This window comes from Nocardia sp. NPDC051900, assembly GCF_044452545.1.
Taxonomy (GTDB): Bacteria; Actinomycetota; Actinomycetes; order Mycobacteriales; family Mycobacteriaceae; genus Nocardia; species Nocardia sichangensis.
This window is the reverse complement of sequence record NZ_JBITBU010000024.1, coordinates 1-21,256: the sequence shown is the minus strand read 5'-3', so window position 1 is coordinate 21,256 and position 21,256 is coordinate 1. Positions and strand designations below refer to the sequence as shown.

20 protein-coding genes are annotated in these 21,256 nt (G+C 68.2%); 9 read left to right on the top strand and 11 right to left on the bottom strand.

All coding sequences use genetic code 11. The features are described 5' to 3' along the window. Nucleotides 1-27: 27 nt before the first annotated feature. Both ACIA5H_RS32015 and ACIA5H_RS32010 read right to left on the bottom strand, forming a co-directional pair. A complete protein-coding gene (locus ACIA5H_RS32015; protein ID WP_397079527.1) occupies nucleotides 28-1,416 on the bottom strand; it encodes a lipase family protein in 1,389 nt (462 codons plus the stop codon). Between the two features lie 152 nt (nucleotides 1,417-1,568). Further along, nucleotides 1,569-2,708 (bottom strand): esterase/lipase family protein, encoded by a 1,140-nt coding sequence (locus ACIA5H_RS32010; RefSeq protein WP_397079525.1) that lies wholly within the window; start codon nucleotides 2,706-2,708, stop codon nucleotides 1,569-1,571. A 275-nt stretch (nucleotides 2,709-2,983) separates the two neighbouring features. Here ACIA5H_RS32010 and ACIA5H_RS32005 point away from each other — a divergent pair, with 275 nt between their 5' ends. The 3 genes from ACIA5H_RS32005 (at nucleotide 2,984) to ACIA5H_RS31995 (ending at nucleotide 6,258) form a co-directional block, all read left to right on the top strand. Beyond that, entirely contained in the window at nucleotides 2,984-4,231 is a 1,248-nt protein-coding gene (locus tag ACIA5H_RS32005) for a PucR family transcriptional regulator (protein ID WP_397079523.1), read from the top strand. Between the two features lie 120 nt (nucleotides 4,232-4,351). Then, nucleotides 4,352-5,521, top strand: coding sequence for a thiolase family protein (locus ACIA5H_RS32000; RefSeq protein WP_379253279.1), 1,170 nt, complete (start codon nucleotides 4,352-4,354; stop codon nucleotides 5,519-5,521). Further along, nucleotides 5,518-6,258, top strand: coding sequence for an SDR family NAD(P)-dependent oxidoreductase (locus ACIA5H_RS31995; protein WP_397079520.1), 741 nt, complete (start codon nucleotides 5,518-5,520; stop codon nucleotides 6,256-6,258). The genes ACIA5H_RS32000 and ACIA5H_RS31995 overlap by 4 nt, the downstream gene beginning before the upstream one ends. A 207-nt stretch (nucleotides 6,259-6,465) precedes the next feature. On the opposite strand, the gene ACIA5H_RS31990 is transcribed toward ACIA5H_RS31995, so the two are convergent. From ACIA5H_RS31990 to ACIA5H_RS31980, 3 genes are all read right to left on the bottom strand, one after another. Beyond that, nucleotides 6,466-6,795, bottom strand: coding sequence for a transglycosylase family protein (locus ACIA5H_RS31990; protein ID WP_355077766.1), 330 nt, complete (start codon nucleotides 6,793-6,795; stop codon nucleotides 6,466-6,468). Nucleotides 6,796-7,391: 596 nt separating this feature from the next. After that, a complete protein-coding gene (locus tag ACIA5H_RS31985; RefSeq protein WP_379253278.1) occupies nucleotides 7,392-7,856 on the bottom strand; it encodes a PaaI family thioesterase in 465 nt (154 codons plus the stop codon). Nucleotides 7,857-8,000: 144 nt separating this feature from the next. Next, a complete protein-coding gene (locus ACIA5H_RS31980) occupies nucleotides 8,001-9,146 on the bottom strand; it encodes an acyl-CoA dehydrogenase family protein (RefSeq protein ID WP_379253277.1) in 1,146 nt (381 codons plus the stop codon). Between the two features lie 110 nt (nucleotides 9,147-9,256). Between ACIA5H_RS31980 and ACIA5H_RS31975 the strand changes: the two genes are divergently transcribed. Further along, on the top strand, nucleotides 9,257-9,928 hold the full coding sequence (locus ACIA5H_RS31975) for a TetR/AcrR family transcriptional regulator (protein WP_397079517.1): 672 nt from the start codon (nucleotides 9,257-9,259) through the stop codon (nucleotides 9,926-9,928). A 17-nt stretch (nucleotides 9,929-9,945) separates the two neighbouring features. Here ACIA5H_RS31975 and ACIA5H_RS31970 read toward each other — a convergent pair whose 3' ends face one another. Next, nucleotides 9,946-10,512: a type 1 glutamine amidotransferase domain-containing protein gene (locus tag ACIA5H_RS31970; RefSeq protein WP_397079515.1), complete on the bottom strand. Its 567-nt coding sequence runs from the start codon at nucleotides 10,510-10,512 to the stop codon at nucleotides 9,946-9,948. A 60-nt stretch (nucleotides 10,513-10,572) separates the two neighbouring features. Then, nucleotides 10,573-11,232, bottom strand: a complete 660-nt coding sequence (locus ACIA5H_RS31965; protein WP_379253274.1) for a MerR family transcriptional regulator — start codon at nucleotides 11,230-11,232, stop codon at nucleotides 10,573-10,575. 106 nt (nucleotides 11,233-11,338) lie between these two features. Between ACIA5H_RS31965 and ACIA5H_RS31960 the strand changes: the two genes are divergently transcribed. The 4 genes from ACIA5H_RS31960 to ACIA5H_RS31945 all read left to right on the top strand — a co-directional run bounded on the left by ACIA5H_RS31960 (nucleotide 11,339) and on the right by ACIA5H_RS31945 (nucleotide 14,556). After that, nucleotides 11,339-12,301, top strand: coding sequence for a hypothetical protein (locus ACIA5H_RS31960; RefSeq protein ID WP_397079513.1), 963 nt, complete (start codon nucleotides 11,339-11,341; stop codon nucleotides 12,299-12,301). Then, nucleotides 12,298-12,744, top strand: coding sequence for an ABA4-like family protein (locus ACIA5H_RS31955; protein WP_397079511.1), 447 nt, complete (start codon nucleotides 12,298-12,300; stop codon nucleotides 12,742-12,744). The genes ACIA5H_RS31960 and ACIA5H_RS31955 overlap by 4 nt, the downstream gene beginning before the upstream one ends. Beyond that, nucleotides 12,741-13,274, top strand: a complete 534-nt coding sequence (locus tag ACIA5H_RS31950; protein WP_397079509.1) for a hypothetical protein — start codon at nucleotides 12,741-12,743, stop codon at nucleotides 13,272-13,274. The genes ACIA5H_RS31955 and ACIA5H_RS31950 overlap by 4 nt, the downstream gene beginning before the upstream one ends. Before the next feature lie 328 nt (nucleotides 13,275-13,602). Further along, nucleotides 13,603-14,556, top strand: coding sequence for an alpha/beta hydrolase (locus ACIA5H_RS31945; protein ID WP_397079507.1), 954 nt, complete (start codon nucleotides 13,603-13,605; stop codon nucleotides 14,554-14,556). Nucleotides 14,557-14,643: 87 nt separating this feature from the next. On the opposite strand, the gene ACIA5H_RS31940 is transcribed toward ACIA5H_RS31945, so the two are convergent. After that, on the bottom strand, nucleotides 14,644-16,068 hold the full coding sequence (locus ACIA5H_RS31940) for an MFS transporter (RefSeq protein ID WP_397079505.1): 1,425 nt from the start codon (nucleotides 16,066-16,068) through the stop codon (nucleotides 14,644-14,646). Nucleotides 16,069-16,197: 129 nt separating this feature from the next. Here ACIA5H_RS31940 and ACIA5H_RS31935 point away from each other — a divergent pair, with 129 nt between their 5' ends. Beyond that, the gene (locus ACIA5H_RS31935) at nucleotides 16,198-17,109 is read left to right on the top strand and encodes a LysR family transcriptional regulator (protein ID WP_397079503.1); all 912 of its coding nucleotides are present in this window, start codon (nucleotides 16,198-16,200) and stop codon (nucleotides 17,107-17,109) included. A gap of 34 nt (nucleotides 17,110-17,143) precedes the next feature. Here ACIA5H_RS31935 and ACIA5H_RS31930 read toward each other — a convergent pair whose 3' ends face one another. From ACIA5H_RS31930 to ACIA5H_RS31920, 3 genes are all read right to left on the bottom strand, one after another. Beyond that, nucleotides 17,144-18,223 (bottom strand): ADP-ribosylglycohydrolase family protein, encoded by a 1,080-nt coding sequence (locus tag ACIA5H_RS31930; RefSeq protein ID WP_397079501.1) that lies wholly within the window; start codon nucleotides 18,221-18,223, stop codon nucleotides 17,144-17,146. A gap of 26 nt (nucleotides 18,224-18,249) precedes the next feature. Then, nucleotides 18,250-19,380, bottom strand: coding sequence for an esterase/lipase family protein (locus ACIA5H_RS31925; RefSeq protein ID WP_397079499.1), 1,131 nt, complete (start codon nucleotides 19,378-19,380; stop codon nucleotides 18,250-18,252). Between the two features lie 164 nt (nucleotides 19,381-19,544). After that, nucleotides 19,545-21,035: a long-chain fatty acid--CoA ligase gene (locus tag ACIA5H_RS31920; protein WP_397079497.1), complete on the bottom strand. Its 1,491-nt coding sequence runs from the start codon at nucleotides 21,033-21,035 to the stop codon at nucleotides 19,545-19,547. Between the last annotated feature and the right edge of the window lie 221 nt (nucleotides 21,036-21,256).

The following is a 21,256-nucleotide window of genomic DNA, read 5'->3' as shown; positions in this document are numbered from 1 at the left end:
CAACGTCTCGGTGGTGGCCGAGCAAGATCAGGACAACGGATTGCGCAACGCCGCGGAAAAGACCGACAGGCGGCGCGGGCGGGGACGCGACAGCGCGGGCGGGCGCGGTGCGCGGATCGGCCGTCCGAGCCACATGCGCACGAGCAAAGCCGCGAATCGCAAGTGGCCGCGCAGCGCCGGACCGGCGAAGGCGAGCGACCAACGCGTCTGGGTGCCGGCCGCGGGCAGCTCACGACCGGCGAAGCGACCGGCGAGCCAGTCGACCATGACCGGCAGCGCCAGGAATTGCAACAGCAGATGGGTGCTGAGCCGATCGCGCAAGTAGCGCACGTGGACGCCCGCCGCGACGTAGCGCGCGACGTGGCCGTCCACGTCGGCGGTCGCGATCACCTCGTCGTGCACGCCCTGCAGCACGAGCATGGGCATCGCGGGCGCTCGGCCGCCGGGGTGGATGTCGTCGAGGATCCGCCGCAGCCCGTCCTGCTCGAGCATGGCGGCCAGTCCCGCGTCACTGTGTTTGTCGATGTCGCGCCGGGCGAAGCGATACAGCAGCGGGAACGTCGCGGTGGTCTCGGTCTCGGCCAGCCAGCCGAGATATCGCGCGTCCAGATGCGCGCGCAGCATGCGGTCCAGATCCGGGTAGCCGCGGCGCAGCCCGGCGGTGAAGACGGCCGCGAATCCCGCGAAGAGGGTGCCGTTGAGCCGGACGAACGCGGCGGCCGGATCCCCCACCGGCGACCCGGCGACCGCGCCGACGATATTCAGCTCGGGCGCGTATTCGGCGGCCATTTCCGCGGCCCAGGCCGTGGCCAATCCCCCGCCCGAATAACCCCACAGCGCCACGGGTGTGGTCGGGTCCAGTCCCAGCGGAACGAATGCGTGCGCGGCGCGCACCGCGTCCAGCGCGCGATATCCCGGCTCCCTGGCCACGCCGAACCGGCCCGCGGTTCCACCGTGATCCGGCACCGACACCGCCCAGCCCCGCGCCAGGGCGCTGGCGATCAGCGGCAGCTCGAGCTGGGGAATCGACCCCGCCGCCCGTGCGCCGCGCCGGAGCGAATAGGACGGAAGACATTTCGAGGCCACCGCGTCGATCGCGCACTGGAACGACACCAGCGGGCGCGGCTCGGCCGGATCCGCGCCCCACGGCAACAGCACGGTGGTCACCGCGACCTCGGGCACCCCGTTCAGATCACACGTCCGATAGAGCAGTTGCCAGGCCGAGATGCGCTGGGACACAAGACCGAAGAAGCCGATCCGCACCGCCCGCGCACGAACGATCGCGCCGGGACGCAACCGCTTCACCGCGGGCGGTGGGACGTAGAACGGATCGTCTTCGGGCAGTATCGGCCGCTGTGCGAACGGGGCCGGATCGGGCGGCACTGTACCGCCATCCCATTCGAGTTGCACACTCATCCGGTTCTTCCTTTCCGACGGCACGGCCGTGATCGCGGGCATCCCGCGCCGGATCGCCCGTATTCACCCAACCAAGGTCGCGCCCGGAAAAGAATTGTCCCGGGTACCAATTAGACGCGCGCGGATTCTCGCGCCCATGCAGTGACAGCGGCTCACCAGCTGCCGTTGCCGCCGACCATCCACGGATTGAAAGTGCATTCCAGCGACGGCTGGGCGACCGGGTCGAGCGCGTGCAGGACGATCGACGCCGCCCGCGGCGAATACATCATCGTCAGGTGGTCGGACATGTCTTGCTCGCACCCGTCTTGCAGCGTGATGTTGTCCACCGTCGCGTCCGGCCCCGCTTGCAGGAACGTCCATTGATAAGGGTTGGTCACCTCGTCGTGCCGCGAGCCGACCGCCGTGTAGGCGACTCCGGGCACCGTGTCGCCCTGGGCGTTCAGACTGGCGTAGAACGGCGAGCCCACCGCTTGCTGGATATTCGCGAGTCCGACCAGCGGCTCGTAGAACCCGAGAATGTTGACGCCCAGATTGTTGATGATCCGGCCCAGCGTGGCGATACCCATCAGCGACGTGCCGTGGTGTGTCGCTCCCAGGCTCACCAATTTGCCCACTTTGCCCTGGCCGCCCTCGAACTTCAGATAATGGTCGGCGACCGTCCCGCCTTGCGAGTGACCGACGATGTCGACGGCCTGCGCACCGGTCGCGGCCAGGACCCGGTCGACGAAATCGCGCAACTGCACGGCCGAATCCTCCATCCGGCCCACGCCGAAGCGCCCCGGCAGGATCGGGCCGAGACCGCCGCCCTCCAGGATGCCGGAACGCCCGAAATTGAAGGCGAACACGCAGAAACCGGCGCGGGCCAGGCGCGGGGACAAGTAGGAGAAGGTGTCGTAGGCGTTGAGCCAGGTGCCGTGCAGCAGCACCACCGGTCGCGGATGTTCGGCGGTGGGGGTGCAGTTCCAGCGGTTGCCGCCGGGCGGGGCGGCGTCCGGGTGGGTCAGGCCGTAGGCGAAGGCCGCCAGATACGCCGACATCTCCGGGCCTTCACCGAACGCGTCGGAAGCGACGCTGGTCGGCCATCCCGACGAGCTGCCGCTGTCCACGATCGCGCGCGGTTGCCTGCCGTCCGGGGCGGGCGCCAGGCCCGCGCTGATGTAATCGGCCAGGGCCTGCTGGGTCGGTTCGATCTCCTCCCGCGCGTGCGCCGGTCCGTTGCCGAGTGCCGTGGCCATCGTCACGCCCGCGATCACCGCGGCCCCGAGAATCGCCCGTCGAGCGTTGTGCATCATTGCCAACATCGAGTTCACTTCCATTCACGCCGAACCACAGGCGGCCCGGCGGTGAATCGAACACCGCTACAGAATGTTTCCTACGCCACATTCGTATTCGAATGTGATCGGGGACATAGATGCGAGCCGCTTTCCGAATGTATGACTCGCGCCGGAGTGGTGTCACTGCACGCCGAGGAGAAGATTCCGTCCGGAATGTTGGCCCCGAAGCCAAAATTCGCGCGACTGGGCCCGCGACCTTGCCGCGGTTTCCTGTGGTCGGAAACAATCGGCCCATGTCCGTCGCGTTGTCCCCGGTGGCCGGAGACGCTCCGCTCGTCGCCCGGTTGCTCACCCGCTGGCCACAGATCGCCGAGCGCATGCTCGCCGCAGGCCTCGGCACCACCTCGCCCGCCGCCGATCTGCCCGAGGGGCATTTCACCGCCGAGGTGCTTCCGGCGATCTACGCGTGCGGCCGCGCCGTGCTCCAGGCGATCGGTGAACAGCGCAGCTTCACCAAGGCCGAAGTCGCGACGTTCGTCGCCCCGGTGGCCGAGCGGCACGCCGAGGACCGGTTCCCCCTGCCCGTGCTGATCGAGGCCATTCACGGTTCCGCGCAGTCGGTGCTCCACGAGGCGGCCGCGCTGGCCTCCCGCGAGGAGCTCGACGACCTCGTCCTGGTCGGCAGCCGACTGCTCGACCTGCTCATGCAGATCAACATCACGGTCGTGGAGACCTACACCGAGGTCGAGCAGTCCATCTACAACGCCGAACGGGAGGCGCGCCGGGCGCTGTGCTCGGCGCTGCTGAACGGGTTCCCCGCGGCGGAGCTGGCGGCGCGGGCCGACACCGCCCTCGCGGAGCACTACACCGTGCTCGCCATCCACATCCGGCCGGACGATCAGCCGAGCAAGGTCGCCACACTCGTCGGACGCCGCCGCATCCGCCTGCTGCACCGCGCTCTGGACGCCCTCGCGGGCACCACGGCGCTGGCCACTTTCGACGGCTGGAGCGGAATCGCGTTGCTGCCCAGCGGTTCCGACGCCGAACTCGACGACGCGCGCCACACCGGGCTCGCCACCGAGCTGGCCGAGAACTTCGGGGTTCCGGTATTCCTGGCCGAGTATCCGTCCGTGCCGAAGGACGCCATTCCGCACACCGCGAAGGAAGCCACCGACCTCGCCGAACTCGCGCGCCTGCTCGGCCGCCCGGCGGGCGTCTACCAACTCGACGATCTGCTGTTGGAGTACCAGCTCACCAGGCCGGGCACCGCCCGCACCCGGCTGGCCGAGCGGATCGCCCCGATCCTGGACAGCCCGCACCTGATGGAAGCCCTCGACGCGCACCTGCGCCACGGCTCGGACCGCAAGGCCGCGGCCGCCGAGATCCACGTGCATCCCAACACGTTCAGCTATCGCCTGCGCCGCATCGCCGAACTCACGGGCGTCGATCCCACCGACCCGCACGACTCCCGGCTGCTGGCGGCCGCGCTGACGATTCAGCGTCTGTATCCGCGCAGGCCGCCCGGTGAGGCCAAGGCCTAGGCACGGGGAACTCCCTGCGGTCGATCGTAGCCCGCCCGTTGGGCACGCCATGGCTCACAGCGGTGAATCTGTGTTAACTTAACTGCGAATGCCAGTTAACTTAACTGATCGGAGATGGCCATGAGGTCCGCCGTCGTCGTCGATGTCGTCCGTACACCGTCCGGTAAGGGCAAAGCAGGCGGCGGCCTGTCGGACGTACATCCGGCCACCCTGCTCGCGGGTGTGCTCGCCGAACTCGTCGCCCGCAACGACCTCGATCCCGCCGTGGTGGACGACGTGGTCGGCGGATGCGTCACGCAGAGCGGGGAGCAGGCGTTCAACATCAGCAGGACCGCCGCGCTGGCCGCCGGATTCCCGGACTCGGTGCCCGCTACCACGGTGGACCGGCAGTGCGGGTCCAGCCAGCAGGCCGCGCACTTCGCGGCGCAGGGTGTCATCGCGGGCGCCTACGACGTCGCGATCGCGTGCGGTGTCGAATCCATGAGCCGGGCGCCGATGTTCTCCAACGGCCAGGGCAAGGACGCCAACCGCGGTCCGCTCGCCCACCGCTACCCGGACGGCCTCATCCAGCAGGGCATCGCGGCCGAGGTGATCGCCGCCCGGTGGAAGTTCGACCGCGCCGCGCTCGACGAGTTCGCGGCTCGTTCGCATCGGCTCGCCGCCGACACCGCGGCGCGGGGCGGCTTCGACAACGAACTGGTCGCGGCGGGCGCCCTGACGGCCGACGAGACGATCCGGCCCGCCACCACCGGCGAGAGTCTGGCGAAGTTGCGGCCCGCCTTCGTCGACGACCAGTACACCGCGCGCTTCCCCGAGATCGAGTGGTCGATCACGCCGGGCAACTCCTCGCCGCTGACCGACGGCGCCTCCGCCGCACTGATCATGAGCGAGGAGGCCGCCACGAAACTGGGCCTTCGTCCGCGCGCCCGGTTCCACTCGTTCGCCGTGGTGGGCGACGACCCCCTGCTCATGCTCACGGCCGTGATCCCGGCCACCCGCAAGGTGCTGGATCGCGCCGGGCTGAGCATCGATGACATCGACGCCTACGAGGTGAACGAGGCGTTCGCACCCGTGCCCCTGGTCTGGCAGCACGAGTTGAACGCCGATCCGGCCAAGCTGAACCCCCGCGGCGGCGCGATCGCCCTCGGCCACCCACTGGGCGCCTCCGGCACCCGCATCCTGGCGACGCTGGTCAACCACCTGGAGCAAACCGGCGGCCGCTACGGCCTGCAGACGATGTGCGAGGCGGGCGGCCTGGCCAACGCGACGATCATCGAACGCCTCGGATGAGCGTCCGCACCGCACTGATCACCGGAGGGTCACGCGGCATCGGCGCCGAGGTGGCGCGCCGCCTGGCGGGCGAGGGTTATCACCTGACCCTCGCCGCGCGCACGCTCGACACGCTCGAGCAGACCGCGGCCCGCGTGCGCGCGGAAACGGGAGCCGAGGTGCAGCCGGTGGTCACGCAGATGAACGACCTCGACCAGGTGCGCGCCCTGGTCAAGACGCATGAGGAACGGTTCGGCGGCATGAACGCGCTGGTGCTGAGCGCGGGCACCGGCACGGCGGGCGCCGTGGCGGACCTGCCCGCGAAGGCGTACGAACGCATGCTGGACGTGAATTTCCGCGCGCCGCTGACGCTCGTCCAGGCCGCGTTGCCGCTGCTGCGCAAGAGCGCGGCCGACGATCGGGAGCGCGGCGCGAAGATCGTCGCGCTGGCTTCGATCACCGGCGTCGCCGGGGAAGCGGGTCTCGCCGCCTACGGGGCCACCAAAGCGGCGCTCATCTCGCTGTGCGAGACGGTGTCGCTGGAGGAATCCGCGAACGGCGTCAGTGCGACGGCGGTGTCCCCTGGCTATGTCGACACCGACATGACCGCGTGGAAGCGTGCTGTCCTGGACCGATCGGCCATGCTCACCACCGGTGACATCGCCGAGATGGTCCTGGCGGTCACGCGGCTGTCGCGTAACGCGGTGGTGCCGAACATCGTCCTGTCGCGCGCCGGTGATCAACTGTGGCGGGCCTGAGCACCGTTACCTGACAGCGACTGGCGCAAGAATCCGGCCGCCGGAGAGCGAGCGAATCCGCGTTCGGTGAATCAGAATTCGGACCGGATGATCGGATATCGAATTACCGATGCGGTTGTCCGGATAAACCGACAATTCGACAAAGGTATTACTGCCGGTAAATAGCTCGGCGCCTACCGCGAATTCGCGGTAGGCGCCGGCGACGCATCAGAGGTAAGAGCCGCACACGGGCCACGCGCCCGGACCCTGGGTCGCGAGGACGTTCTCCGCGACGCGGATCTGCTCGTCACGGCTGGCGTTGGACGGGCTGCCGCTGCCGCCGTTGGCCTCCCAGGTGCTCTGGGTGAACTGCAGGCCGCCCGAGAAGCCGTTACCGGTGTTGGTGGACCAGTTGCCACTGCTCTCGCACTGCGCGACGGCGTCCCAGTTGTGGGCCGAAGCGGTCGCGGTGGACAGGCCGAACGGCACGGCGACGAAGGCGCCGACAGCCGCGGTGAAGCCGAGAACACGAGTGGTGAATTTACGGTTTTGCGACATGAGATTTCCCGCCTGCGCCCACCGGCTCGGCGAATTCGCCGCGCCCCTGTCCCCAGGGAAGTTCGTGGACACTCGAACCGCGGGACAGGGTTTCCGGCGTTCTGCGATTCGAGCTCGATCTCGGTGTTGCCCCGAGCCGTGACCGACGTTAGCGGAGATGTCGCGACAGATCACGCTCGAATAACGTCGGCATAGGTTTGACCCTTGGTCGAGACTTCGCCCCGTTCACCCAGGTCGATCGCGAAAAATCGACCGATACAGATCCGCTGTTATGGCTTCGTTATGTGGCCGAGATCACTGCGATATGGTGAAGCGGATCGCATTTTCGCAGGTCCACGACTTGCGGTAGTAGGCATACCGCGCCCTCGTGCGCCGCCACTCAGGGCATCAGCTACCGAGTCGTTACCAAATCGAAGAACCGGAGATATCCGCGTGACGCCGCGGCCGAACCGGCGCCCCGCGACCGGTCCGTGATCTCGGCGCGGGCACGGCGACCTCGCCGGACACCGTCGTCGGCCCCCACGCCGGCTCGCCACAGCGCGCGGCCGACCGGCGCCGGATGCGTGCCGAACGCCCCGCTCCGGCGCCGAGGCAGGCTACTTGCCGTGCGCCCGCAATTGGTAGAGGCCTTCGGTCTCCGCCACCACAACGCCGTCGGCGTCGGTGACCACGGCTCGCAGCGTGAAGTCGGATTTGCCGTTCGCCGCCGCCTCCGCGCCGACGCGCGTGATCTCCTCCTCCGACAACGTCGCCTCCGCGCGCACATCCGTCTTGGCCGGCTTGCGGAAGAAGACGTGCAGATCCTTCACCAGCGGATAGAACGCCGAGTTGTCGAACGTGGCGACCGCGATCGCGCCGCCGAGGATCTCGGCCACGGTAAACAGCACTCCGGCGTACATCACGCCGAAGTGGTTGCCGTTGCCCTCGACGGGCACCGAGGTCGCCGCGAAACCGCGCCGCACCTCCACCGCCTGCACACCCATTTTGTGCGCGATCGGGATGGTGAATTCCAGTGCCCCGTTGACGATGTCCTTGAACGGAGGAGTCTCGACGTCGCTCATCGCAACCGTCCCTTCACGCTGGAGGTGGCCGGCACCTCGTTGTCTCTGCCACGGCCACCTCGGTGGACGTCACCGAAGCGTAGGCGCTGACCGGCGCGGCCCGACAGGGTGTTGGCAGTTTGCCAACACAGTCGGCCGCTCGGCTCACAGACTGCGGGCGATGATCTCTTTCATGATCTCGTTGGTGCCGCCGTAGATCTTCTGGACACGGCTGTCGGTCCACATCCGCGAGATCGGGTATTCGCTCATATAGCCGTAGCCGCCGTGCAGTTGGAGGCACTCGTCGGCCACCGACATCGCGCGATCGGTGGTCCACCACTTGGCCATGGCGACGGTCGGGATGTCCAATTCCCCACGCAGATGCCGCACGATGCAGTCGTCCAGGAACACCCGGGCCACCCGGGTCTCGGTGGCCGCCTCCGCGAGGGTGAACTTGGTGTTCTGGAAGGCGAACAGCGGCTTGCCGAAGGCGTGCCGCTCCTTGGTATAGCGCAGCGTGACCTCGAGCGCGGCCTCCATCCCTGCCACCGATCCGACGGCGATGATCAGCCGCTCCTGCGGAAGCTGCTGCATCAACTGGATGAAGCCCTGCCCTTCCTGCGTGCCCAGCAGGTTCGACACCGGGACCCGGACGTCCTCGAAGAACAGCTCGGAGGTGTCCTGCCCCTTCTGCCCTACCTTGTCCAGCACTCGACCACGGCGGAAGCCCGGCCGGTCGGCCTCGACCAGGATCAGCGAGATGCCACTGGCGCCCTCGCTGGTGTCGGTCTTGGCGACCACGATGATGAGATCGGCCTGGCTGCCGTTGGTGATGAAGGTCTTGGAGCCGTTCACCACGTACTCGTCGCCCTCGCGGATCGCCTTGGTCTTGACGCTCTGCAGGTCCGATCCCGTGCCGGGCTCGGTCATGGCGATCGCGCCGACGACCTCGCCGGTGGCCATCTCGGGCAGCCACTTCCGCTTCTGTTCTTCGGTGCCGTAGTGCAGCAGGTAATGCGCGACGATGCCGCTGTGCAGGGTGGCGCCCCAAGAGGTGTCGAACGCCTTGGCCTGCTCCTCGATCAGCACGGCCTCGTGCGCGAAGGTGCCGCCGCCACCGCCGTACTCCTCCGGGATCGATGCGCACAGCAGGCCGAGCGCGCCCGCCTTGTTCCAGAAGTCGCGGTCGACGTGGTGCTGCTCGATGAACTTGTCGATGTTCGGCGTCAACTCCTTCGCGAAGAACGAGCGGGCGAGCTCGCGCAGGGCGTCCAGGTCGTCGTCGAGCCAGGCGGACCGGTAGGTCGTCATCGGGTGTCCTTGCGAAAGTCTGATACCGACAGTTACGGGTACAGTGTGTACCACGGACCTGCCGGGTACAAGGTGTACCACCCGATTCGCCTGCCGATACGCTGAGCCGCGTGGCACGACGACCTTGGGTGGACACCGCCGACGCGCGGCGTTCCACCAGTGATCGGCCCGGCCGCGACGAACGCCGCCGGGCCATCGTGACAGCCGCGATCGCGGCGATCGAGGAAGACGGCCCGCACGCGTTGACCGGCCGGATCGCCGACCGCGCCGGACTGGCCCGCACGCACGTCTACCGGCATTTCGCCAGCAAAGAGGAGCTTGACCTCGCGGTCGCCCGGCACGCGCACCACGATCTGACCGAACGAATTCGCACGCGCCTGGCGGTGGACGGCACGCCGCTGGACATCATCCGCGCACCCTTGACCCAGCACGTGCGGTGGGCCGCCGAGCATCCCAATCTCTATCGCTTCCTGGTCGGACGCGACTACCGGCGCGGCCGCAACGAACCGCGCGTCGGCGGCAGCGCGTTCGCCGCCGAGATCTCCGCCGCCGCGACCCGCTACCTGCCGGAATTCGGGGCCGACCCGCTGGCCGCGGACCGGGTGGTGGTCGCCCTGCTCGGCTTGGTGGATGCCTCGGTGCGGTGGTGGCTGGAACACCACGACACCACCGAGGCCGCCCTGGTGGACCGCCTGACCACCGAGTGCTGGCTGCTCATCGACAACCGGCTGCGCGATCTGGGCATTACGCTCGATCCGCGAAAATCACTGCCTGGCAACTGAATCGAGCCCCACAGTGGTCAGCGCGAGGCAGGGACCACTTCGCGCGTGATCGCGTGCACGAAATCGGACAGGTCACCCGGGTTGCGCGAAGTGAGCAAGGTCCACCCGCCCTCGACGGAGCGGACCGCCGCTTCGTCGACCCACTCGCCGCCCGCGTTGACGATGTCGGTCCGCAGCGAGAAGTAGGAGGTCAGCGTCTTGCCGCGGACCAGTTCGGCGTTCACGAGCAGCCAAGGGCCATGGCAGATCGCGGCGATCGGCTTGCCCGCGCCTGCGAACTCCTTGGCCAGTTCGATCGCCCGGTCGGTGACCCGCAGCTTGTCCGCGTTCACCGTGCCGCCGGGGACGACCAGCACGTCGAAATCGTCGACGGAGACGTCGTGCACCGACGCATCCGGTTGCACGACGGTGTCTTTCTCCGTGTCGTGCAGGTAGGTCTGCACCTCCTCGCGCTTCGGTGCGGCATGGGTGACGCGCGCCCCGCGCTTGCGGAGTTCGTCGCGCGGCACCAGCAGTTCGTCCCGCTCCACTCCCGTATTCGAGGTGATGATCAGCACGCGCGTCCCATCCAGTTGATCGGTCATGAGCCGCTCTCCTTTCGCCTCGGGATGGTCCTGTTTCCGGCATGCCGCGCCAGGGGCGGGCTAAACCTCGCCGGAGGCGCGATCCGCGGCGCCGTCCGGCGACAGCAGCGTGCTGGACAGATGCTCCTGCGCCAGCCTGCGCAGCGCGGCGAGCAGCGTGTCGCCCAGAATCGTTCCGACAATGGCGGTTTCGGTCATCCGCTCGAGGACCGGTTCGTTGCGGACCAGGGCGATGTCGGTGGCGGCGATGGCCTCGCTGGCGCCCGCGTAGTCGTCCATCGCGGCGACCACGTCGCCATGGCCGAGCAGACGCAGCGCGGCGCAGACATCGATGAGGGTGTCGCGGGCCGGGCTGTCGTCATCGATCCGCCAGCCGCGCCGGCCCAGCAGTGCCGCGACATCCTCGGCGGCGGCTTCCCGCTGCTCGTCACCGACCTGCGACCTCCGGCCGCCCAGCGCGTACTGGACGTGGCCCAGCGCGTCCCGCGCGGACAGGCTGCCGCTGTCGAGCGCCGCGAGCAGTTCCTTCGCCGCTTCGATGGACACGCCGCCGATATCCACCAGCGCCCGGATCAGCCGCAGTCTGCTGACGTGGGCATCGCTGTATTCGGCCTGATTGCGATGGGTCCGCACGCCGGAGGGCAGAAGCCCCTCGCGCACGTAGTACTTGATCGTCGCGGGAGGAACGCCGCTGGCGCGGCTGAGTTCGGCGATCCGCATCGGACTCCTCGGCTCGGTCGACGTATTGACAGTAGATAGTACAGCTATCCATAATATTTGCTGATAGTGCAACTATCGATACTTCGAGTTCCCGAAAGGTCTCCCCGTGACCGCCTTCTCCCAGCAATTCCCCGCACTCTCCTGGCATCGGCCACTGATGCTTCTCGCCGTCGCCATGGCGCTCCTGGTCGCCTGGTCGATCGGGGGCATGATCATCGACGACCGCACCTCGACCGGGTTGCCGATCTGGGCCAAGTCCGCCAAGTTCGCGTTTTCGGTGCTGATCTATGCCCTGACCTGGGCGTGGCTGCTTGCCCAGCTCACCAGATGGCAGCGCGTCGCCTGGTGGGCGGGGACGGTGGCGGCGCTGGGCCTCGCGGTGGAGCTCATCGTCATCACCACGCAGATCGTGCGCGGCACCACCAGCCACTTCAATTTCACGACGCCGCTCAACGCGGCACTGTGGGAGATCATGGGGTCGTCCATCGTGGTGGTCTGGATCGCCACCTTGGTCGCCTCGGCGGCATTGTTCGCCGATCCGACAGCTGACCCCGCCCGCAACGCGGCGATCCGTTACGGCGCCGCGCTCTCGCTCGCGGGCGCCGCGCTGGGGATGCTGATGGTGCCGCCGACTGCCGAACAGCGGGCGGCGGGCAGCGCGATCAGGGGCGCCCACACCGTCGGGCTCGCCGACGGCGGACCCGGCTTGCCCATCCTCGGCTGGAGCACGGCCGGAGGCGATCTGCGTGTCCCGCATTTCCTCGGAATGCATGCGTTGCAGGTGTTTCCGCTGGTTCTACTCGCCGTGGAGTACGGGTCGCGCCGGATTCCGGCCATGCGCACGGCGGCCACCAGGCGAACGCTCGTCGTGATCGCCGCGGCGGCCTACGCCGCACTGCTCGCGGTGCTGACCTGGCAGGCGCTGCGTGGACAATCGGTGGTCCATCCCGACGTCGCCACCCTGCTGGCTCTCGCCGCCATCGCCCTCGGAGCCGCCCTGTCGGCCGCTGTCGCGCTGCGGACGAAAAAGTTTGTCGTGCAACGCGTCCCGATAGGAGCGGGACTATGACGGAGCTGCTGTTCGACATCACTTTTTGGTTCGCGACCCCCTTCTGGGCACTGATGATCCTGGCCCCGGGATGGCGACGGACCAGCGCGATCGTCGCCTCACCGCTCATCTGCCTGCCTCCACTGCTCGTCTACGCGGCGCTGGTCTTGCCCGAGTTCGGCTCGTTCGCAGCGGCGCTCGTCGATCCGGAACTCGCCCGGCTGCGAGAAATACTGGGCCAGGGGTCGGGGGCCGCGGCGGCATGGGCGCACTTCGTGGCCTTCGACCTGTTCCTCGGGCGCTGGATCTACCTGGACAGTCGCGCGCGCGGCCACACGCCGCTGCTGATCAGCCCCCTGCTCGTCCTCACCATCCTCTTCGCGCCGATCGGCGTGCTGCTCTACCTGCTCATCCGATTCACCACGACACCGGCGCCCGGCCGGACCGTCCCCATGGAGGCATGATGGAAACCCTCATCGTTCTGCTCACCACCCTTTTGTCGCTGCGCGTTGCGGGTGCCCTCGGCGCGCGCCGGTTCGCCGGATGGCCCACCTGCGCCGCCTATGCGCTGGGCGTGATGCTGATCATGACCGGCACAACGCATTTCCTGCCGGAAGCGTTCGCGGACACCCCCGTTCCGACCCACGCCGATCTGCTCCCGATGGTGCCGCCGTTCGTCCCGTTCCCCGGCGCGATGGTCTACCTCACCGGCGTACTGGAACTACTCGGCGCGGCGGGCCTCTTCCTCGTCCGCACTCGCCGCGCCGCCGGTCTCGGGCTGACCGCCCTGTTCGTCGTGATGCTGCCCGCCAACATCTACGCGGCGCTCTCCGGCATCCCGTTCAACGACGCACCCGCACCGCCACTGTGGGAGCGCGTTCCGGAGCAGGCACTGTACATCGGCGTCGCCTTGTGGGCCGCCGGGATGCTGCGCTTCCCGCGACGAGCCGCCGGTGACCGAAGCGCCCATACCGCTGTGATTTCGAAACAGTGAGCGGCATGACGACCATCGACAGGCCGGTCAGGGAACGCCCTCGATCGAAGTGCGCTTGCCGGCTCCAGCCCTTACCGTGATCCTCGCGGCCCGAGCGCTCCGCCTTCGAACGCGATCGTGCGGAGATGAATCGGCCCTGACCGCCATGACATGGGCTCCAGCTCCGGTACACGCCTTCCCGAAATCGCCACGAGTGAGCGGGTGTTCGACCGCCCGAAAGCAGTGCCGGAACGAAACATGCTGCTCGAGCGTGGCTTTCGCGCAGGCATTCCTTCCAAATGGATCGATTTCGCCGAATGATCCACGCGCGGCCGGGTACAACGGAATCGTGAGTGCTTCTAGGTATTTGGGCGCGCTCGTCAGCGCGCTGGCGACAGTTGTCGCGGTGTCCTCCTTCTCCGCTCGTTCCGCCGAAGCCGAGTCCGCGCGGGCGCGCGTGGTGGGGGAGGCCCCGCTCGGCGGATCGGTGTCCCAGATCGATGTCTACTCGCCGTCGATGGACAAAGTGGTTACAAACAGAGTGATCCGGGCGGCGGGCGGCGCACCCGCGCCGACGTTGTACCTGCTCACCGGTATCGGCGGCGGCGTCGACGGAATCTCCTGGTGGGACGATACGGACGTCCGGGAGTTCTTCGCGGACAAGCACATCAACGTGGTGATGCCGGTCGGCGGCGCCTACAGCATGTACACCGACTGGCGCGCCGATGATCCGGCGGTCGGGCGCAACCGATGGCAGACCTATCTCACGCGTGAGCTTCCGGCGACGCTCGACGCCGAACTCGGCACGACCGGGCGCAACGCGATCGCGGGGGTGTCGATGAGCGCCGGATCCGCGGTCGACCTCGCGATCCAGGCGCCCGACGTGTACGACGCGGTGGCGGCCTACAGCGGATGCCCGTGGGCCGCGGACGCCGTCGGCGCGGCCATGGTGAGCGCCCAGGTCATCCGTGGCGGGGGCAATCCGGCGAACATGTGGGGCGCTCCGGGCGACGTGATCTGGCGGGCGCACGACGCTTTCGCCAACGCGCCCGCTCTGGCCGGGAAGACCATCTACTTGTCCGCCGCCTCCGGCACTCCCGGTGCCATCGATCGAGGCGGCCTGCCCTTTCCGCCCATCGAGGCGATCGCCAGCTCCTGTACGGCGGCCTTCGCCGATCGTCTCGACGAGCTCGGGCTGCCCGCTGTCCACGTGAATCGCGCGGAAGGCTCGCACACCTGGGGGTTGTTCGAGACCGACCTCCACGAGTCGTGGCCGCACCTGGCGCACGCCCTCGCCGCGTGAGGATTCGGCCGCCGGAGGTCGCCTTCGTGACCGCGGCGGGCGCCTCCGTGCCGGGTGAACGCCTCTTCGTCACGCGCGCGCCGGAATTCACGCTTTCGAGCGGGTGAGTCCAAGGCCCGTCACGATCGCCAGACCGGCAGTGGCGAGCAGCGCGGCGACGGCGAAGGTCGCGTGTGTTCCCCGGGCCACCTGCTCCGGCGCGGCGCCGATGACGTCGCCGGTTCCCGCCGCGAGAGCGAAGACCGCGCCCATGACCGACGCACCGGTGACGAGACCCAGATTGCGAGAAAGGTTCAGCATGCCCGAGACGAGGCCCCGCTGTCGCGGGTCGACGTCTCGCATGACCGCGGTGTTGTTGGCCGCTTGGAACAGGGCGTAGCCCAGGGTGGTGACCACCAGTGGCAGCACGTAGCCGATGACCCCGGCGCTCGCGGGCAGCAGCGCGAGCGCGGCGGTGCCGCCGATGACACCGCCCAGCCCGACGCTCACCATGGTCCTCGCTCCGAAGCGATCCGTAGCGCGTCCCGCGGGCACGCCGGTGAGGGCCGACACCGCGGGACCGGCCGACATCACCAGACCGACCGCGGCCGGATCGAGGTGCAGAGCGCGGGCGAGGTGGAAGGGACCCACGACGAGCGTGGTCATCATGACGGTCGAGACCAGCGCACTGGTCGTCAGGCCCGCGGTCAGGAGCGGATCGCGGAGCATCCCGAGCCTGAGCAGCGGCGCGGAAACGCGGGTTTCGGTCCGGACGAACAACGCGAGGCACGTTCCGGCGACGAGCAGCAATCCGATACCGAGCGGGCCGACCGCGTTTCCTTCGATCGTCATGGCCAGGGCGTAGGCGCCGAGCGCGAGCGCCAGCAGCGCTGTACCCGGGATGTCGAAACGCGAACGCGCGCTTCCGATTTCCGGTGCGGCGCCGGTCGGCAGGCCCCTGGCCAGGACCAGGGTGAGCAACCCGAGCGGCGCGACGGCGACGAAGATCGCACGCCAGCCGCAGGCCGCGATGAGCACTCCACCGAGCGAGGGACCCAGCGCGGTCCCGACCGCCGACATCGTCCCGAGCAGTCCCATGACGCTGCCGGTGCGGTCCTTCGGCACGGTCTCGCCGACGAAGGCCATCGTCAGCGCCATCATGCACGCGGCGCCCGCTCCTTGCAGCGCGCGGGCAGCGGCCAGGAAGACGAGATCCGGAGCCAGACCGCACAGCATGGTCGCGACCGTGAACACCCCGATACCGCCGAGCAGCAGGCGGCGCCGGCCTGCGACGTCGCCGAGACGGCCCGCGCCGACGACCAGTGTCGTGGTGGCCAGCAGGTAGGCGATCACGACCCACTGCACCTGGTGGAAGGAGGCGTCGAACGCCACCGCCATGGTCGGTAGGGCGACATTCGCGATGCTGATGCTCAGCGAGGGCAACAGCATGGACAACGACAGCGCGAGCAGCGTCCGAGGCAAGGTGGGACGACGGGCGTACGACGTCCGTAGACAGGGTTCTGCTGATTTCAAGACGACCTCTTCGATAGGGATGACGCTCTGGACGCTAGGCCCCGCTTTCACCTGGCGGAAGACGCAAAGATGGAAACTCATCCGTGCACTGAACGCCATATCCCAGGAGCACTGTGAGATCGTGTGACCATGGCGCGGCCCGATCTGAATCTGCTGCTCACCTTGGACGTTCTGCTCGAGGAGGGCAGCGTGACGCGAGCAGGCGAGCGGCTCGCGCTCAGTCCTTCGGCGATGAGCCGTCAGCTCGCGCGATTGCGCCGGGCCACCGGCGATCCGCTGCTGGTACGGCCGGGCCGGGGGCTGGTGCCCACGCCACGCGCCGTGGAGCTACGCGACCGCGTGCGCGGCCTGGTCCGGGAGGCCGAAGAGGTGTTGCGTCCCGCCGATCACCTCGACCCGGCCGAGCTTTCGAGAACGTTCACCGTGCGCAGCAGCGACGGGTTCGTGGAGCGGTTCGGACCCGAACTGGTGGCCGAGATCGGCCACGCGGCGCCGGAGGTGCGACTGCGGTTCGTGCGGAAGACGAAGAAGGACACCGATCCCTTGCGAGACGGCACCATCGACCTGGAGACGGGAGTCATCGAGCGCGCGCTGCCGCCCGACATCGTGAGCCGACCGCTGTTCACCGACCGCTTCATCGGGGTGGTACGTGTCGAACATCCGCTCCGTGCGGGGAAGATCACCGCGGCCCGATACGCCGCCGCACGGCACGTGCACGTCTCCCGGCGCGGCATGGGCGAAGGACTGGTGGACCAGGCGCTACACCCGACCGGCCACCGGCGCGACGTCGTCACCGTCGTGGACGGCTTCGGCGCGGCCTTGGCGCTGGCGAGGGCCTCGGACCTGGTCGCGACGGTCCCGCAGCAGCACACCGTGATCCTGCGGCAGGGCATGCACTCGTTCGATCTGCCGTTCCGCGCTCCGGAGGTGACCGTGTCGTTGTTGTGGCACGTCCGGCTCGATGCGGACCCAGCTCATCGATGGCTGCGCGGCCGCGTGCTCGATGTGTGCGCGATCGACCGGACCGTGAAAGACGAGTGAGCGCCGCGTCCTCGCGGTCAGGTACGCGGGGTGCTCACAGGCCTTCGTCGACGGGATAGCGGGCGGCGAGTCCGGACCGGTCGCCGAGCCCGAAATTCATGACGAGGTCGTCGGCGACCTGCACCAGCACGTCGCGTCCCTCGACCGCCGCCGCCCACTCCATCGGCAGTCCGGAGACACCGTGGACGGCGCCGACCAGGTTTCCCGCCACCGCGCCCGTGGAATCGGAATCGCCGGAGTGGTTCACCGCCAGCAGCAGCGCGCCGCGGGCATCTCCGGTCCTGGCCGCGTACAAGGCGCAGTACACCGCGATGGCCAGGCATTCCTCGGCGACCCACCCCTCCCCCACGTGCTCGACCTGTTCGGCGGAGACCGGGTGCTCGGACAATTCCGCGGCACGGGTCAGCGCCGCCACCGTCTCCGCACTCGAAGGGACGGCGGCGAGCTGGGTGATCGTCTCCCGCAACGCGATCGGCAGTTCGGTTCCGCTCACGACCCGATCGACCAGTGCCGCGAACGCCCCCGCGGCGAGATATCCCGTGGGGTGCCCGTGGGTCAGCTGCGCGGCCCGGGCGGCGGTGGTGAACGCGAGATCGGGCCCCATTCCGGACAATCCGAAGGGCGCCGACCGCATGACCGTGCCGCACCCCTTCGAATGCGGATTCACCGGCCCGCTCGCACCGAACGCGACCGGTGCGAGATATCCCCGGGACTGTTGTCCCAGACCGGACATGCACGCGTTCCCGGGCGCCCGCACCGCGTACAGGAAGGGCAGACTCGCCAACCACCCGTCGACGTGTGGCGCGGGCGCCTCCTGCCGCTGAGTCTGCAACCAGCGCAGATAGGCTCGGCGCAAGGCCGGCACCGGATCGGCGCCGGGCCCCGAGCGCAACAGTCCCTCCGCGGTGAACAGCGTCATCTGAGTGTCGTCGGTGATCTGTTGCGGCGCGTCCCGGGCGTGCTGGGGCAAAAAGCCCGTCACGCCTTCGTCGCCGTACCGCTGCCGAATCTGTTCCAGCCGTAGGAATTCGATGGGCCAGCCGAGCGCGTCACCCACCGCCCCGCCCAGCAGAGAACCCCTGACCCGATCGAAGACCGCCGTGTAGTCCGCCACGAGACACCATCATTGCGCATGGCTGATCAGTGATCCGCTCCGCCGATCATCCATGGATTGAACGCGCAATCCAGCGGCGAGTTCGCCTCCGGGTCGAGCGCACGCAGTGCGATCGAGGCCGCACGCGGGGAGTACATGATCGTCAGATGATCGGACAGATCCTGGGCGCAGCCGTCCTGCAGGGTGATGTTGTGCACGGCCGCGTCCGGCCCCGGAGTCAGGAAGGTCCATTCGTACGGGTTGGAGATCTCGTCGTGACTGGTGCCGACCGAGGTGTACTCGACACCGGGGACGGTGTCACCGTGTTCGTTCAGCTTCGCGTAGAACGCCGAGCCCACCGCCTGCTGAATATTGGCCTGACCGACGATCGGTTCATAGAACCCCAAAATGTTGACGCCTAGATTGGTGATCAGCCGCCCCAAAGTAGCCATTCCCAACAACGAGGTGCCGTGATGGGTGGCGCCGAACGTGACAAGCTTGCCGACTTTTTCGGCGCCGCCTTCGAATTTCAGGTATTGGCTCGACACCGGCCCGCCCTGAGAATGCGCGACGAGATCCACCCGATCCGCACCGGTCGCGGCGCGCACCTGCTCGACGAAATCGCGCAACTGTCGCGCGGAATCCTCCATCGGACCGACGCCGTACCGGCCCGGCAGGATCGGACCGATACCACCGCCTTCCAGCACGCCGGAGCGGCCGTAATTGAAGGCGTAGACGCAATAACCGGCCCGCGCCAGCCGCGGTGACAGGTACGCGAAGGAGTCATAGGCGTTGAGCCAGGTTCCGTGGACGAGGACGACCGGCCGCGGGTGCGCGGCCGAAGGCGTGCAGTCCGGCCGATTCGCTCCCGGCGGAGATGCGTCGGGATGACCGACTCCGTGCAGGAAGGCGGCCAGGTAGGCAGGCATCTCCGGCCCTTCGCCGACCGCGGCGGAGGCGAAACTGCGCGAGGCGGAACCGGAACTGCTGCCGGAGTCGACGATCGCCTTGGGCTGCCTGCCGTCCGGCGTGGGCGAGAGGCCCGCGTTCAGTTCGTCGACGAGTTGCTGCTCCACGGTAGGCGTTTCGAGTTCGGCGTGTACCGCACCCGCTCCCACGCTCATGGAAAGTGCCACGACAACCGCGCCGAGCAGACCGCGACGAATCCTGTGCTTCATTGCAAAGCCTTCCATAGATGTGTTCGCATTCTCTTGATACGAACACTTTCATCCTGAAGCAGCTGTGGAGCACTGTCACTGCGCTCGATACATAAGTTGCCGGACATAATTGGGCTCCGGATACAAAAAGTTCCGCCGCGCGGCCGGAATCGGCCCACCTGAGGTCAGCGGGCGGCGAACTGTTCTTTCAATTTTCGTTTCATGACTTTGTGACTGGGCCCGAGCGGCAGTTCCGCGACGAATTCCACTCGACGCGGGGATTTGTGCTTGGCCAGGTGCTCACGTCCGAAGGCGAGCACGTCCTCGGCGGCGATCGGTCCGGAAGGCACTACGACCGCGCAGATCTCCTCGCCGAAGACCTCGTCCGGGATGCCGATGACCGCGACGGCGGCGACATCCGGATGCCGCAGCAGCGCCGCCTCCACCTCGCTGGGATACACGTTGTACCCGCCGCGGATGATCATCTCCTTGATCCGGTCGACGATCCGCAGATAACCGTCGGTGTCCTTCACGCCGAGATCGCCGGTGCGAAACCAGCCGTCGACCACCACCGCGGCCGTGGCATCCGGATTGCCCGTGTACCCGTTGAACAGATTGTGACCGCGAATCACCACTTCGCCGAGTTGCCCGGCGGGCAGCAACGCGATTCGCTCGGCCAGGGCGGGATCGGCGATCTCCACCTCGACACCCCAGACCGGATGCCCGACGGTACCCACCCGAGAACCGAATATCGGCTGGTTGACCGCCGCGGTCGGCGAGGTCTCCGACAAGCCATAGCCTTCCAGGATTCGCGCGCCGAACGTCTCCTCGAACGCCTCCAGCACCGGCTGCGGCAGCGACGCGCCACCGGAGATGCACAGCCGCAGCCGCGGCAGGCTCGTTCGCTCGCGAGCGGCGGATATCAGCCGGACGTACATCGTCGGCACACCGTGGAAAGTGTTGACGCCGTGCTCGACCATGAGCCGGATGGCCTCGGCCGGCTCGAAGCGCGGCATCAGCACCAGCGCCGCGCCCGCGCGCCAGGTCGAGTTCATCGAGACCGTCTGGCTGAACACGTGCGACAACGGCAACGCGCCCAGTGCCACATCGTCGGCGCGTACGTCGTTCGCGTCGAAGGCGTTGACCGTCGCGTTCATCACCAGGTTCAGGTGAGTCAACTCGGCGCCCTTCGGCCTGCCGGAGGTGCCGCTGGTGTAGAACACGACCGCGGGGTCCGCGGGCAGTCGCGAGACGAACGAGGCGATCGGTTCCGCGACAAGGGAATCCGGCGCACGGCAGGGAAGGCCGACGGCGGCGGCCGCCGGATGGCCCGCTTCGGCGAAAACCGGATGGCACAGCAGAAGCCGCGCCGCGCTGTCGCGCAGCATGTATTCGGCCTCGGCGGACGTGGACAACGGGTGCACCGGCACCACCACCGCTCCCGCGGCGAGGATTCCGTAGTAGGCGACCGGGAAGTCGACGACATTCGGGCACATGAGCGCCACCCGGTCACCAGGCCGCACACCGAGTCCGATCAAGGCCGCGGCTTGGGCCCGCGCCCGATGCCACAACTCGGCGAAAGTGATCCGCTGCGCCCCGTCGATCAGGGCGACCCGGTCAGGGCGCCGTCTGGCCTGCTCGGCCGGAATGCTGGCTACCGACAGTGTCGCGTTCATGCCGACCGCCTGGTGAATCTCGACATCGCTCTCCAAAACTAGCAGCGCAAGTTTTCCGCCTCACCGTAGGGCACCGAAACTAGCGGCGCAAGTATCCGGTTCCGCGCCTGCGAGAATGCGAGGACGGAAAGGACTCTCAATGACCGTGTCAAGCCGCCGTGGCCACCGGGATCGGGTTTTCCATGCTGAATTCGCGGCTGTCTCGCAGCAATGCCCACAAC